Here is a 13526-nt window from a genome sequence, read left to right on the forward strand (position 1 = left end):
GATCGCATAAATCGCTACCCACAGGTATCGTTTCTCAGACAAGAGCGCCGCACCAACGGCTAAGTCAGTACGGCTGAACACGTCTTACAGCGGCTTATTTAGCGTTTGCGATAAACAGACGCTCACCATGCAGACGGAAATCATTAATACGCTTTTGCGTCTCATCAGAGATCAGCCAGTCACTCAGCGCCTGAGCACCTTTCGTGTTCAGACCATCATATTTGGCAGGGTTCACCAGAATCACCTGGTATGGGTTGAACAGACGCTTATCACCTTCAGACGCGATGGCCAGATCAACTTTAGATTTATACGCCAACCAAGTACCACGGTCTGTCAGTGTATAAGCCTGCAGCTCTGAGCTGATCTGCAGTACTTTGCCCATACCCTGACCAACTTCACGGTATCCCTCAAATGGCAGAGAGGTACCGGCCTCTTTCCAAAGACCCAGCTCTTTCTTGTGGGTACCGGAGTCATCACCACGGGAGATAAACAGCGACTGGTTCTTAGCTATTTTAGCCAGAGCATCTTCAATACTGCCCGTAGACTTAACACCTGCCGGATCATTCTTAGGGCCCACCAGAACAAAATCGTTGTACATGATGCCGCGGGGCTGAACACCGTGGCCTTCATCAACAAATTTAGCTTCTGCTTTAGGTGCGTGGGTCATGACCAGATCCACATCCCCATCACGGCCCATACGCAGCGCTTTACCTGTACCTACAGCAATAACCTGAATGGTCGCACCGTTTTTCTTTTCAAACTCTGGCAACAGATAATCCAGCAGACCGGAATTATAAGTACTTGTTGTCGTCGCCAAACGAACAATCCCCAGGTCTTCAGCATATGACTGAATAGAAACTGTCGCGGCAACAACAGCCAACGCAGCAGAACGGATAAAGGTTTTTAGCTTGCTCATTTTAGGTGTACTCATGCTCGTCCTTTAAATGCTTCAAAGTGCAATGTTTGTTATGATCAGACCCCTTTTTGAGCAAGATAGATGCCAAAAAGCACTAACCTTGCCCTGCCTGACCTGCAAGTCAGACATAATCATTATATCTGACGGCAAACCGCCGACAGAGATCAAAAAAGGGCCATATTGACCCATAAAAAACACACAATGGACAAAATGACACACCCGGGTATTCTGATCATATTTTCAATAACGCAACACCCTTGGTGGTCGGATTTTTAAAGCAAAAACAAAAAACAATCGATAAAGACAATAAAAACGCAATTTACACCACCGAGCACAAGAAACGACACAAGGTTATCCATGGATAAAAAACCTCGCTTTGCTGCATTAGACTCTTCCCATGCCCCCTTCGTCTCCGGCAGTTTATCGCCTGCAATTTCCGTTCTGATCGTTGATGACGAGCCCGGCATGCGCAATTTTCTGATTAAGGCTCTTAGCAAGCGCTTCGCCTTGGTTGAATCTGCAGATAGCATTGAAACCGCTGAAGAGATTCGGAAACGCTGTCACTTTGATCTTATCGTTTGTGATATCAAGCTTCCCGGCCGCTCCGGCATAGAGTGGCACGAAGCCACAACCGATAATGAGCGCCGAAGCGATATTATCTTTATGACAGCCTATGCTGACCTGGAGACTGCCATTGAAGCACTTCGCGCCGGTGCCAGTGACTTTATTCTGAAGCCCTTCCGGCTGGAGCAGATGATGGCCGCCATCGACCGGTGCGTTGAACGCCGCCTGATGGCCCGGGAAAATTTCGTGCTTAAACGTGAGCTGAACACGGTTTACAGCTCCGGCAGTGCCATGCTCGGGGAAAGTCAGGTGATCCGCGATGTCGACAGCATCATTCGCAGAGTTGCCCCAACGCCATCAGCGGTTCTGATCGAGGGTGAATCCGGCACAGGTAAAGAGCTGGCGGCACGGGCTCTGCACGAGAACAGTGGCCGGACCGGTGCTTTTGTCCCGGTTAACTGTGGTGCCATCGCCGCTGATATTCTCGAAAGCGAGCTGTTTGGCCACACCAAAGGTGCCTTTACCGGCGCACAGAAAGCCCGTGAAGGCCTCTTCTCCTTTGCCAGTGGCGGCACGCTGTTTTTGGATGAGATCGGTGAAATGCCCCTGGCGATGCAGGCTAAACTGCTTCGGGTACTGGAGCTCAAAGCGGTTCGGCCCGTTGGCAGCGAGCAGGAGGTCAGCATCGACGTCCGTATCGTCGCCGCCACAAACCGAAACCTGCAGGAGGAAGTTAAAGAAGGACGCTTCCGTGAAGACCTTTACTACCGTCTGAATGTACTGACATTAACCCTGCCCCCCCTGAGAGATCGCCCGGAAGATATTCCGACACTGGTACACAGCTTTTCCCGCAGACTCTCCAAAGAGCTGGGCCTGCCCCCTGTGCCACTGACCCACGAAGATATGTCGGCGATTTCGGGCTATAGCTGGCCCGGTAATATTCGCGAACTGAAAAACTTTGTTGAACGCTGTATCCTTTTGGGCCGCCTGCCCATCGAAACCTTTGTCAGTGGGGACACTCTGTCCCAAAACCGCGAAACAGCTCAGGCTGAAGGCCGCGGTTACCCGTCAACCTGGGCGATGGATGAAGTGGAGAAACACCATATCCTGCAGGTACTGAGCGAGTTTCAGGGCAATAAATCTGCCGCTGCACGCCAACTGGGTATATCGCGCAAAACTCTGGATCGAAAATTGCAGGCGTGGGATGAAGCTCAGGGTTCTGAATCCTGATGTCATCCACATTGAAACAGGCAAAACGACGCTGGTTCATGCGCTCATCAATCCGAATTAAAATTTTAGGGCTGAGCCTTGCCCCTTTAGCCCTTACGCTTGCTACCCTGATCGGCATGACCAGCTACTGGGTTAACAGCTACTCGACTGATTTACTGGACCGGAAAGTACGGGCCGACCTGTCGGTGGCGGAAGGTTTTCTCAATATACTCAAGCAGCAGGATCTGATTAACCTGAAGCAACTGAGCCTGAATCAGCAGCTTCAGGAAAGCGTCGAACTCCAGAAGCCCGCCCGTATCAGCCAACAACTTTATAACTTCAAAATGCTGCACCGGTTGGATTTTGTACGCATCATTCCCGCAGCCAAACTCAGTGAGCGCGTACTGAAAGAACCCAGCCTTGGGCAGATCGCCTCTCAGGTACTGGCGGGTAATGCAGATGCCGGGCTGCAGCTTATCAGCCCGGATGAGCTGGCTTTTATCGATCCAGTGTTGATTGAACAGGTACGCATAAGACTTCTGCAAACCCCAATGGCGCAATCAACAGAGCGCCATTTTGAGAAGCGAGGCATGTTTATTCGGGCACTACACCCGATCAACAATGTAAAAGGAGAGATGATCGCACTGCTGGACAGCGGCCGTCTGCTGAATCGTAACAATGGTTTTGTCGATGAGATTCGTGACCTTGTCTATCGGCCCGGCACTTTGCCTGATGGCGGTCTTGGCACCGTCACCCTGTTTCTGGATGATGTCCGTATCAGTACCAATGTGCCAAATAAAAATCTGCCTTCACCTTCCGGCATAGAGAGCGACCCTACGCCCGCATCCCGGGCGGTAGGCACCCGGGTCTCTAAAGATGTTTATCAGAAAGTTCTGGTCAAAGGGGAAAGCTGGGTCGATCGCGCCTTTGTGGTTAATGATTGGTATATCTCAGCATATAACCCGGTGGAGGATCTGTCCGGTAAACGGATCGGCATGCTCTATTCCGGTTTTCTGGAAAAGCCCTACAGGGAGATTCACAATCAGACATTACTGAACCTGACACTGGCGTTTGTTCTGGTGGCCGTTATCTCAGTATTTCTGGTATTACGCAGCACCGGACTGATCACCCATCCGATCCGCCGCATCCACAGTGTGGTTCAGGCGGTCAAAGCCGGTAAACGTCAGCGTATCGGCATGATGGACACCCAGGATGAATTCAGTGAACTGGCGGAACAGTTCGATACCATGCTGGATCTGCTGGAGGAGCGTAACCGACAGATCCGGCAGGCCGCAGACGTACTGGAACATAAAGTAGAGTCCCGCACCCAGTCTCTGCAGAATAAAACCCGTGAGCTGGAAGAGCATATCCGGCTGCTTCAGGCCACCCGCGCCCAGCTGATTACCAAAGAGAAACTGGCCGCCCTCGGTGAGCTTACCGCCGGTATCGCCCATGAGATCAACAACCCCGCAGCGGTTATCCTGGGTAATATGGATCTGCTGCAGGTCTCACTGGGTGATCACGCCGAGGATGTGGAAGAAGAGATCGAGCTGATTGTGCAGCAGGTTTACCGGATACGGGCCCTGGTCAACAACCTTCTGCAATACAGTCGTCCCGGAGAGTACACGCAATCCATGTCACCACTGAATATTAACCAGGTGATTGAGGATACCTTGCTACTGGTGCGTCACACCCTTGAGAAGGAAAACCTGGAGGTAAAACTTACCTTACAGGCTAAATGCTCAGCACAAGCCAATGTCCAGCAACTGCAGCAGGTGTTTGTAAACCTGCTGATGAATGCCGCCAATGCCTCACAAAGTTATAAAACCATACATGTTCGCAGCCAGGACTGGTATGAAGGCGACAGCCTGAAAGGGGTTATCGTAGAAGTAGAGGATGCCGGAAAAGGGATCGCTAAAGAGATACTGCCTCATATCTTTGACCCCTTCTTTACCACCCGTGATAACGGTACAGGTCTTGGGCTATCCGTAAGCTACGGCATCATACGTCGGTATGGTGGTGATATTCAGGTACACAGTGAGCAAGGGCACGGCAGTATCTTCAGGGTCTACCTGCTGCACCAGGCCCGCTATAACGATAGTGATCAGGCCACCACCGAACAACTGTTGGCAACTCTGTCAGAAGCCCAACGCAAACGCTGAAACATCTGCTCGCTCCCACGCTCTGCGTGGTAGCGCAGAGCCAAGCCTCCTATGCATTCCCACGCGGAGCATGGGAACGAGCCTAACTTAGCCTCTGAATACAGAGCTAAACCAGATTGGATAAGCGCCATAAACGAAACCTGCGTCACACAGGTCTTTACTGGCGTACCATCCGACACCGGGCTAAGCACTACTCGCTGTCAAGCTTTTATCAAGTAACCTCACACGACCACCCTAAACTTTGGTCTAGGCTGACCTTAATTCATCGCGAATCATTTGGTTTTTCCAAAAAAGACTTCTAATATAGTCGATCGCGCTGGCTCACCCTTTTCATTCAGACTATTCACACGTCATTTAAGAAAATCACTATGCCTTCCAAAGAATCAACACGGGCCAACACTTCAGCCAAGACCTCGGCCAACCGCTTTGTCTTTCAGGCATCGTTACCAGTGATGTTTGGCTATATCCCCCTGGGCATGGCCTTTGGTGTACTGTTCAGCGATCTGGGTTATCACTGGTTTTTTGCCACCTTGATGGGACTCTTTATCTTCGCCGGAGCCGGACAATTTCTGGCGGTGGGATTACTGGCCAACAGCGCCGGTCTGACTGAGATGTTTATCACCACCTTTCTGCTCAACTCCCGCCATATGTTTTACGGTATCTCTCTGGTGGGAAAAATTCCCAACAAGGGCGTAAAGCGGGTGTATCAGATCTTTGGTCTGACCGATGAAACATACTCCCTGCTGACCTCAACCCGCCTACCCAAGTGGGTCGATCCGGCGGAATTTCAGTTTAAGGTTACCCTGTTTAATCAGATTTACTGGGTGATCGGCTGCACACTGGGCGCCTGGCTCGGTGGTCAGATCACCTTCTCCACCGCCGGTATCGAATTTGTCCTGCCCGCACTCTTTATGGCGCTGGCTATTGAGCAATACAAAAACCTGAACAAACCCGCGCCCTTTATTCTCGCGCTGGCCATTGGCGTGCTGACTCTGCTGTTTATCAGCCGTGATCAGATGCTGTTAATCTCTATTCTGCTCAGCATGAGCGTTCTGTTAATGATACACGCAGGTAAACGATGGAATCCGCAGGCTACCTCTTCACCGTCATCGCCGTCATGACCGCCGCTACTTTTTTAACCCGTGTACTGCCTTTTGTACTGCTCTATAAAGTAGCGGACCATCATATTCTGGTATTTTTGGGGAAATACCTGCCACCGGTGATGATGGTCTTACTGGTGGTATACACCTTTAAGAATGAGGATCTGGCCAGTACAGGTTTTCTGCCGGAACTGGGATGTTTAGCGCTTACCGCAGCGCTGCATCTGCTGTTTAAGCATCCACTGGTGAGTATTCTGGGGGGAACCGGAGCTTATATGGCGCTGGTGCAGATGGGCATGAGTTGAAGTCTGGTTGATGCCATTTACTACAAATGATGCAAGACGCTACAATTTCTATCTGGCTCCCACGCTCCGCGTGGTAGCCTTCGCCATAATGATCAGGGATTTGAAGCGACAGATGGCGCATATACCCGCACAAAGCTCCTCTCGTCGTAGGTTGGATAAGCGCCCGGCACCGCACCAGCCAACAACCTGAAACCCGATTGGCGCGCCATCCGACAGTTTGTTATAACCCAATCTTCTCAAGCATTGCCTGATAATCGCTTGAATGATCACCGGCAAAGTTATCCATTCCCGGCTTGGTCAAGAGCTTAGGGCCGCCTGGAATGTAGCTTCTAATGATCTTCTTCGGTGACTCATGCCAAGAAATATTGAACGCTGCCATTTTTGGGAAAAACTGCATATGGGAATATTCTGGAATATTATCATGTATCCACCACGCTAAAGCCTGCCAATCTCCTGTTTCTTCGAAGTAAGGTATAAACGAATTAACAATGATACAAACTGTACCTCCCAAGTAACCACCAGCGTCTCGATAGTCCCAAATGTGGCCAGCATAGTTACTTTCGTTACTGGCACAATTGTACTGGTTCTTGTTCTCCGCCCCTTTGCCATTCACAGCAGGCGCACGATATGCGGAACGAATGCTTACTCGCCCAAACTTTTTTTCTAGCGGTTCGAGTATTTTCTCACACAACTGTTTGCCAACTTCGATGGCAACATCCGGAAAATCAGGGATATTAGGGATGGATTCAATTTGCGAGATTTCCGAATGCAAAAAATCTCGCATAAAAAACGAATCAGACAGGCGTATTCTTCCCAAATTTTCAAGCCCTTTTACCGACTGTGGTTTTTTCACTCCCCTTCTCCTTGAGCCGTAACGAGACTGTGTAGAAAGCTCAGCCTCAAAAATTGATCGTTTTTTGCACTAAAAGCAGTGCTTCTACGTATATTCTTAAATCAACGTAGGCACGCGATAAATTCTCAACAACCAGAACCTGTTAGGTTCTTCTGCGGATTGAACGTCTTACGAATGACTCTTAAGCAACTTGTTATACCGCTTGGTCGAGACTAAAATGACCAGCTTAAAGACCGCTGAAGAGACCTACAAAATGACCACCAGAATTCTAGCCGATGTTGCTGCGAGCATTACTGAGTTAAAAGTCAACCCCATGAAAGTTGCAACCAGTGCTTACGGTGAACCTGTTGCTATACTGAACCGAAATGAGCCAGCATTTTATTGCGTACCTGCGGAAGCGTATGAAATGATGATGGACAGACTCGAAGATCTTGAGCTGCTGGCTATTGCTAAAGAGCGTGAATCTGAAGAGAGTATTTCGGTTAATATTGATGACCTATAAGCTCGACTTTAAAAAAAGCGCACTCAAAGAGTGGAAAAAGCTTGGTTCAACAGTACAACAACAATTTAAGAAAAAGCTCGTCGAACGCATAGGAAACCCACATGTTCCGGCTTCAAAACTTTCTGGAGCTGACAACATGTATAAGATTAAGCTGCAGCAATCAGGCTACCGTCTCGTCTACAAAGTTGAAGACGATGTCATCATTGTAACCGTCTTAGCAGTCGGCAAACGCGAACGTAGTGACGTTTATCGTAACGCTATGAAAAGGTTAGATGGTTGACTGCCGGTGTTTATCGACCATCATTTGTTCATTCTGTGTTTCCGGTCTTTTCAAGCTTTAGCTGTCGACAAGCCAGATCCCCTATCATTTCCAGTTACGCACCAGTCGTAGGTTGGATAAGCGCCCGACACCGCACCAGCAAACAGCCTGAAGCCCGATTGGCGCGCCATCCGGCAGTTTGTTATGCAAGTGACTTCTGCCACTCAGCTAATGCAAAGGTGATCGAATCATCAAGCCATTCATCAAACCGCTTTAATATATTTTCTTCGCTTTCGAGATAGTTAAATTGAAAAATATCTCGATTTGATGATTTTATATTTGTTGATTCAGTCCCTGTATTTGTCTCTTCGGATGGCACTTTCTCAAAGGTGAACCCTGAAACAACCATAACCCCATTGTCTCCGTGTCCATACCCATGAATACTAAAGACAATCTCAAATATATTCGCCGTATAGATAACCAACCTAGTCCATGATTTGTAATGATCTGAGTTGGCATAATAATCATGCATTTTTGCCATTTCAACGATTTGACGGCGAAAATAGTAACTGTCTTGTTGCCCGTCCCGAGCATACTTAAGACTCGCGTTATATGTTTCGCCACTAGCTGTATCAACCTCGCGCAGTTGAGGATCAAGCTGCTGCCGAATTTCATCTAGCTTCTCTTCAGCTCTAACTTGTAGCTTCCCGGAAACATCATACACCGAACGAATTTGCTCTTTTTCCATCCTTGACTTTTTGTTTAGTAGGGCGATGGCGTTCGTAATTATTTGTTGCGAATGTTTAGCCTGTTCTACCTGCTGCTGAATTCCTAACGCTGATAGAATTGAGTCTCTCTGCCTTTTTGCAAATAGTTTTACCAAAGGCAAAAGATCGTTTTGATCAGCATGTTCAAGGGCTGTTATGTAGATCTCTCTATCAGAATCTCTGATGACCAAGGGAAAAAGACCAGCCTTTAGAAATACAAGAGAAGCAATTGCGCGAGCTATTCGGCCATTCCCATCTTGGAACGGATGTATTTGAGTAAACCTATGATGAAGCCATCCTGATAATATTTCTGGTGCGACCCCCTGTTCTTCGTACTCGGCATACAAGCGGACAAGACGTTCCATTTCATCTGTCACTAGTTCTGGGGGACAATACTTATGAATGGAGCCATCTTGCCGCTTTGGGTTATTTGGCTGCTCTTTATACCTCCCTTTTAGAAGCTTTACTCTTACCAGTCGCCCCTCTGGAGTCATCGCTTCAGTATGGTCTTGATGGGCTGTAAGCTGCTCATGCATTGATCGAATAAAGTGTTCCGAAAAAGGCTGTTCACCTTTTACAAACCCAAATAGCCCCTCCACAATACTTTGTTGATCGTGAATCATTTTGGCTATATTCTCAGCTTCTTCTCTATTTATCCCTCCACCATGACTGATAAGAGTAGAATCTACACCCTGCTCTATAAGGGTTTCTGTAACCCCCCTGTCCCAAGAATAGAGGCGCTCGATTATACCGGTTTCAATCGCCCACTCTCTTTGCATTTTCTTTATAAAATTCTGATACTCTCCAGAATCCTCAAGCTCCCCTTTTTTCTCTTTCCAAAGGGCTCCAAGAGCAGCAAGCTCTGATGATTCCAGCTCAGAGGTTTCAATCAAGCCTTCAATTGCTGAATATTCCATAATTCTATAAACCTCTAAAAGTATGTTCTTTTGAAAAACAACTTATTATCAGACATATTAAGTTTACCGATTTCAATATACCGGCCTAAAAAGCAAAGAAGTGTATGATTAGAAAGGAGAAATCCATCTCTTGATCTGACTGCTTCCCTGCTCAACGCGTATGCACGTTATCTCAAATAAGCAAGTGCCTGCTATCCAACATCTGCTTTCCATAATGTATTAGTTTTGCAGCTTATCCAATTTTCCGGCACTGGTAAACCGCGCATTAAGTCGGAGAATACGAGCATGGTTTGCGGGAAAACAGCAAATAATCATCCAGCCAACTCAGTGTGGAGCCAGATGCTGGTTGGGGTATGAATTACAACGCGGAGCGTTGGAACGAGTTGGTAAATCATCAAAACAACTGAGCGTAAAGCTGAATTCTGGCTGGGGTATGCATTACAACGCGGAGCGTTGGAACGAGTTGAAACTTACTCCCTGCTGACCTCAACCCGCCTACCCAAGTGGGTCGATCCGGCGGAATTTCAGTTTAAGGTTACCCTGTTTAATCAGATTTATTGGGTGATCGGCTGCACACTGGGCGCCTGGCTCGGTGGTCAGATCACCTTCTCCACCGCCGGTATCGAATTTGTCCTGCCCGCACTCTTTATGGTGCTGGCTATTGAGCAATACAAAAACCTGAACAAACCCGCGCCCTTTATTCTCGCGCTGGCCATTGGCGTGCTGACTCTGCTGTTTATCAGCCGTGATCAGATGCTGTTAATCTCTATTCTGCTCAGCATGAGCGTTCTGTTAATGATACACGCAGGTAAACGATGGAATCCGCAGGCTACCTCTTCACCGTCATCGCCGTCATGACCGCCGCTACTTTTTTAACCCGTGTACTGCCTTTTGTACTGCTCTATAAAGTAGCGGATCATCATATTCTGGTATTTTTGGGGAAATATCTGCCACCGGTGATGATAGTCTTACTGGTGGTATACACCTTTAAGAATGAGGATCTGGCCAGTACCGGTTTTCTGCCGGAGCTGGGATGTTTAGCACTGACCGCAACGCTACACCTGCTGTTTAAGCATCCACTGGTGAGTATTCTGGGGGGAACTGGGGCTTATATGGCGCTGGTGCAGATGGGGGTTAGTTGAGAGCAGGCAGCTGATGCAACTTGCTACAAAAGATGCTCAACGCTACAATTTTAGAAAATATCAGGAGCAAAGAGTATGGCAACTGCAAGCGTTAGGCTGGATCAGGAGCTGGTGGATAAAGCAGCTATCATGGGCAAAGCACTCAACCGCACCACCCCCAAACAGATTGAACACTGGGCCAAAATAGGCGAGATCATGGAAGACAATCCAGATCTGCCTTATGAGTTTGTTAAACAGGCGATCATAGCAAAAGCTGAGAAAGAGGCGGGTAAGCTGGAGCCTTACAGTTTTGACTAAAATTACCACTGTTTTACAGACCGCCAGTTTTAAACGAACCGTTAAAAAACTGCACGCCAATCAGAAACAAGATCTGAATCGGGCTATTAAAGAGCTGATGGAAGATCCATTACTAGGCGAACAGAAAAAGGGCGACCTGCACTTTCTCAGAGTCTACAAGTTTAAGATGCTCAAACAGCTGACTCTGCTGGGCTACAGCTATGAAGATGGCACTCTGGTACTGGAGCTAATCGCATTAGGCTCCCACGAGAACTTCTATCGAGATTTGAAACGGGGCTGAACCTACTTAGTCTATCTTTCGACTGGCTCACACGCTCCGAGGCTGTGAAAGAAATCATAAGTAGGATGGGCTAAGGACACTCAGTGGCCGAGCCCATCAATAACCCCCGCAATTTGATGGGCTCGCTTCGCTTTGCACCATCCCGCGGTTATGTTTTTACCTGCTTAGAATTAATACTTTCACAGCCTCGGAGCGTTGGAACGAGTTGGCGGAGTGGCTTCCAGCATGGGAGGCATTACCACGGGGAGCATGGCAATGAGATAAGAGGGTTTTGAGTGAGCCGCATCTGACGAAGCACGGCAACGAGTTAATCCAGTCTACAGATGCTAAGCCATTTACGAGCTACGCGGCGCAAACATAATAATTGCCATGCCCAGCAGGGCGACAGCAGAGCCAACCAGATCCCAGACCGTTGGGCGGATGCCATCTACGGCCCAGAGCCAGAGTATTGCCATAAATATATATACGCCGCCATAGGCGGCATAAACCCTGCCCGATGCGGTTGGGTGCAGGGTTAGCAACCATGCAAAAACAGCAAGGCTCAGTGCTGCGGGCACCAGCAGCCAGATCGTTTTTCCCTCCCTCAGCCAAAGGTAAGGCAAATAACAACCCACAATCTCGGCCAAAGCGGTCACAAGGAATAAGCCAACGGTTTTCAACTCAGTCAAAAGAATTTGCTCCTTTCTGTACCAGATAGAGTCTTCATATCAATCTGCCCGTAATAAACACGGTTTGTAGTCTGGCGGATGCTTAGTATGACGTCATACGACCAGACAGCAAAACGCCCCGGCGCTTTTCAGCGACGGGGCGTTTTGCTGAGCGGTTCAAACACCAATCAGGCATTTTTCATCTTTTTACCCAGCCAGTTACCGAAAACACCACCGGCAACCATTACCACCAGGAAGATCCAGCCAGACAGTGAGAAGTTGGCGATTGGAGTGTAAAGTGCGCCAACATTACAGCCGTTGGCGAAGCGGGTTCCCAGACCCATGGCAAGACCTGCAACGACCAGCATAGCCGCTTCCTGTCCGCCTAGGCGCATACGGCTCATGCCACTGAAGAAACGACCCGCCAGCAATAGGGAGATCACCGCACCCAGCATGATGCCAACGTTCTGAGTGTTCACCGGATGGCTGAAGAACGGCATGGTGAAGAACTTCTCAGGACGATGGGTAAAAGCTGCAATTGCTGCGGGGTCAACACCCACGGCAATCAACAGACGTCCGAACCAGAAACCAAAGGGAGAAGAAGCTCCCCAGCCGGAACCGGTTACACCCATCAGCAGAGTAAACAGAACAACAATTACCGCGACACCTGTGGTCATCGACCAGCGCTTCACAAAGAGTGCGTGGTAGGTTTCACGGCTGAAGAAAGGATGCTGAGCCAGATCCGACGGCTTGTTATCCAGCTGTTCTTTCTCTGCTGCAACGCCGATAAACGTATCGCTTTTATGGCGGCGGTGCTCATAACGCTGGGCCAACCAGATCACGGCACCGGCAAATAAAGCGGTCAGCAGAATCGCGCCGAAGTAACCGTCCATAGGGCCTCCGGCAAACAGATCTGGCAGATACACGCCTTTACCGTCAAACGTCGGGGTGGATACCCAGGTTTCACGAATCCAGCCTTCCTCTGCCTGCAGCGGGAAACCCAGAAAAACGCCCATACCAAAGCTGAACAGTACCAGAGCAGGACGAGCCAGGCTGCTGGAGAAATAGGTCAGTACACCGGAAGCACAGCAACCCGCGAAGGACATGCCAAAACCGAACATCAGGCCACCCAGAACCAAGCCTGCATTAATAGGGTTTACCCATAGCCCCATCTGAGTCGGATCTTGTTTATAAAGAAATGCGGTAGATGCAATCGCCGTTGCCACAAACATCAGCATCAGCGCCCGCATCAGACGCGTAGAGCCTGCACGGTAGGCACGATTCACACTACCGGCAAACCCCAGGGATGCACGGGTCAGGGCGTAACCAAAGCCCAGGCCGATCAGTAAACGGAAGAAAATAGCGGACTCAAGGGCCACGGCCCCTAAAATCAATACCAAACCAAGCAGCGCAAAGCCGCCCAGATGCTCTTTAACATTCATAAGGTGTTTCCAACGCGATAAAACAAAGAAGCGCCTCAAATGAGGCGCTATGAATAAAGTCAGAATTCTAATTTACTAAAGTTATAGTTCAATCTTTGTTTAAGACCAATCAGTTATAAGCTAATAGCAGGGAAAAGCATTGGGCCTCATTCATCTGTTGCCGT

General features: G+C 48.8%; 15 protein-coding genes. 10 read left to right on the forward strand and 5 right to left on the reverse strand.

The annotated features are described in order from the left end of the window. Positions 1 to 94: 94 nt before the first annotated feature. The gene (locus BTA35_RS06545) at positions 95 to 931 is read right to left on the reverse strand and encodes an ABC transporter substrate-binding protein (RefSeq protein WP_078319015.1); all 837 of its coding nucleotides are present in this window, start codon (positions 929 to 931) and stop codon (positions 95 to 97) included. A gap of 342 nt (positions 932 to 1273) precedes the next feature. On the opposite strand from BTA35_RS06545, the gene BTA35_RS06550 reads away from it, so the two are divergent. From BTA35_RS06550 to BTA35_RS06565, 4 genes are all read left to right on the forward strand, one after another. Beyond that, complete coding sequence (locus tag BTA35_RS06550) at positions 1274 to 2710, forward strand: sigma-54-dependent transcriptional regulator (protein ID WP_078319016.1); 1437 nt, start codon at positions 1274 to 1276, stop codon at positions 2708 to 2710. Beyond that, positions 2710 to 4851: a sensor histidine kinase gene (locus BTA35_RS06555; protein WP_078319017.1), complete on the forward strand. Its 2142-nt coding sequence runs from the start codon at positions 2710 to 2712 to the stop codon at positions 4849 to 4851. Before BTA35_RS06550 ends, BTA35_RS06555 begins: the two co-directional genes overlap by 1 nt. Positions 4852 to 5219: 368 nt before the next feature. Beyond that, positions 5220 to 5972 carry an AzlC family ABC transporter permease gene (locus BTA35_RS06560; protein WP_078319018.1) on the forward strand — a complete coding sequence of 251 codons (753 nt, stop codon included), beginning with the start codon at positions 5220 to 5222 and terminating at the stop codon, positions 5970 to 5972. Further along, positions 5930 to 6256: a branched-chain amino acid transporter permease gene (locus BTA35_RS06565; RefSeq protein ID WP_078319019.1), complete on the forward strand. Its 327-nt coding sequence runs from the start codon at positions 5930 to 5932 to the stop codon at positions 6254 to 6256. Before BTA35_RS06560 ends, BTA35_RS06565 begins: the two co-directional genes overlap by 43 nt. A 220-nt stretch (positions 6257 to 6476) precedes the next feature. Here BTA35_RS06565 and BTA35_RS06570 read toward each other — a convergent pair whose 3' ends face one another. Continuing rightward, the gene (locus BTA35_RS06570; RefSeq protein ID WP_078319020.1) at positions 6477 to 7109 is read right to left on the reverse strand and encodes a peptidase M15; all 633 of its coding nucleotides are present in this window, start codon (positions 7107 to 7109) and stop codon (positions 6477 to 6479) included. A 217-nt stretch (positions 7110 to 7326) separates the two neighbouring features. Between BTA35_RS06570 and BTA35_RS06575 the strand changes: the two genes are divergently transcribed. Continuing rightward, the gene (locus BTA35_RS06575; RefSeq protein WP_439098063.1) at positions 7327 to 7611 is read left to right on the forward strand and encodes a type II toxin-antitoxin system Phd/YefM family antitoxin; all 285 of its coding nucleotides are present in this window, start codon (positions 7327 to 7329) and stop codon (positions 7609 to 7611) included. Continuing rightward, on the forward strand, positions 7601 to 7891 hold the full coding sequence (locus BTA35_RS06580) for a type II toxin-antitoxin system RelE family toxin (protein ID WP_078319021.1): 291 nt from the start codon (positions 7601 to 7603) through the stop codon (positions 7889 to 7891). The genes BTA35_RS06575 and BTA35_RS06580 overlap by 11 nt, the downstream gene beginning before the upstream one ends. Before the next feature lie 181 nt (positions 7892 to 8072). Here BTA35_RS06580 and BTA35_RS06585 read toward each other — a convergent pair whose 3' ends face one another. Next, on the reverse strand, positions 8073 to 9554 hold the full coding sequence (locus tag BTA35_RS06585) for a Fic family protein (RefSeq protein ID WP_078319022.1): 1482 nt from the start codon (positions 9552 to 9554) through the stop codon (positions 8073 to 8075). Between the two features lie 453 nt (positions 9555 to 10007). On the opposite strand from BTA35_RS06585, the gene BTA35_RS06590 reads away from it, so the two are divergent. From BTA35_RS06590 to BTA35_RS06605, 4 genes are all read left to right on the forward strand, one after another. Further along, positions 10008 to 10412 (forward strand): ABC transporter permease family protein, encoded by a 405-nt coding sequence (locus BTA35_RS06590; protein ID WP_078319023.1) that lies wholly within the window; start codon positions 10008 to 10010, stop codon positions 10410 to 10412. After that, a complete protein-coding gene (locus BTA35_RS06595) occupies positions 10370 to 10696 on the forward strand; it encodes a branched-chain amino acid transporter permease (RefSeq protein WP_078319024.1) in 327 nt (108 codons plus the stop codon). The genes BTA35_RS06590 and BTA35_RS06595 overlap by 43 nt, the downstream gene beginning before the upstream one ends. Before the next feature lie 75 nt (positions 10697 to 10771). After that, positions 10772 to 10993 (forward strand): TA system antitoxin ParD family protein, encoded by a 222-nt coding sequence (locus tag BTA35_RS06600; protein ID WP_078319025.1) that lies wholly within the window; start codon positions 10772 to 10774, stop codon positions 10991 to 10993. Next, positions 10986 to 11273, forward strand: coding sequence for a type II toxin-antitoxin system RelE/ParE family toxin (locus tag BTA35_RS06605; protein WP_078319026.1), 288 nt, complete (start codon positions 10986 to 10988; stop codon positions 11271 to 11273). Before BTA35_RS06600 ends, BTA35_RS06605 begins: the two co-directional genes overlap by 8 nt. A gap of 335 nt (positions 11274 to 11608) precedes the next feature. On the opposite strand, the gene BTA35_RS06610 is transcribed toward BTA35_RS06605, so the two are convergent. Both BTA35_RS06610 and BTA35_RS06615 read right to left on the reverse strand, forming a co-directional pair. Further along, positions 11609 to 11941 carry a YnfA family protein gene (locus BTA35_RS06610; RefSeq protein ID WP_078319027.1) on the reverse strand — a complete coding sequence of 111 codons (333 nt, stop codon included), beginning with the start codon at positions 11939 to 11941 and terminating at the stop codon, positions 11609 to 11611. Between the two features lie 167 nt (positions 11942 to 12108). Continuing rightward, positions 12109 to 13362, reverse strand: coding sequence for a YeeE/YedE family protein (locus BTA35_RS06615; protein WP_078319028.1), 1254 nt, complete (start codon positions 13360 to 13362; stop codon positions 12109 to 12111). Positions 13363 to 13526: the final 164 nt, after the last annotated feature.

It is taken from the genome of Oceanospirillum linum (genome assembly GCF_001995095.2).
Taxonomy (GTDB): domain Bacteria; phylum Pseudomonadota; class Gammaproteobacteria; order Pseudomonadales; family Halomonadaceae; genus Oceanospirillum; species Oceanospirillum linum.

What these genes read in the sequence shown, in the direction of transcription:
- BTA35_RS06545 (WP_078319015.1), bottom strand. Translation starts at nt 931, where the DNA reads ATGAGTACACCTAAAATGAGCAAGCTAAAAACCTTTATCCGTTCTGCT.
- BTA35_RS06550 (WP_078319016.1), top strand. Translation starts at nt 1,274, where the DNA reads ATGGATAAAAAACCTCGCTTTGCTGCATTAGACTCTTCCCATGCCCCC.
- BTA35_RS06555 (WP_078319017.1), top strand. Translation starts at nt 2,710, where the DNA reads ATGTCATCCACATTGAAACAGGCAAAACGACGCTGGTTCATGCGCTCA.
- BTA35_RS06560 (WP_078319018.1), top strand. Translation starts at nt 5,220, where the DNA reads ATGCCTTCCAAAGAATCAACACGGGCCAACACTTCAGCCAAGACCTCG.
- BTA35_RS06565 (WP_078319019.1), top strand. Translation starts at nt 5,930, where the DNA reads ATGGAATCCGCAGGCTACCTCTTCACCGTCATCGCCGTCATGACCGCC.
- BTA35_RS06575 (WP_439098063.1), top strand. Translation starts at nt 7,327, where the DNA reads ATGACCAGCTTAAAGACCGCTGAAGAGACCTACAAAATGACCACCAGA.
- BTA35_RS06580 (WP_078319021.1), top strand. Translation starts at nt 7,601, where the DNA reads ATGACCTATAAGCTCGACTTTAAAAAAAGCGCACTCAAAGAGTGGAAA.
- BTA35_RS06585 (WP_078319022.1), bottom strand. Translation starts at nt 9,554, where the DNA reads ATGGAATATTCAGCAATTGAAGGCTTGATTGAAACCTCTGAGCTGGAA.
- BTA35_RS06595 (WP_078319024.1), top strand. Translation starts at nt 10,370, where the DNA reads ATGGAATCCGCAGGCTACCTCTTCACCGTCATCGCCGTCATGACCGCC.
- BTA35_RS06600 (WP_078319025.1), top strand. Translation starts at nt 10,772, where the DNA reads ATGGCAACTGCAAGCGTTAGGCTGGATCAGGAGCTGGTGGATAAAGCA.
- BTA35_RS06615 (WP_078319028.1), bottom strand. Translation starts at nt 13,362, where the DNA reads ATGAATGTTAAAGAGCATCTGGGCGGCTTTGCGCTGCTTGGTTTGGTA.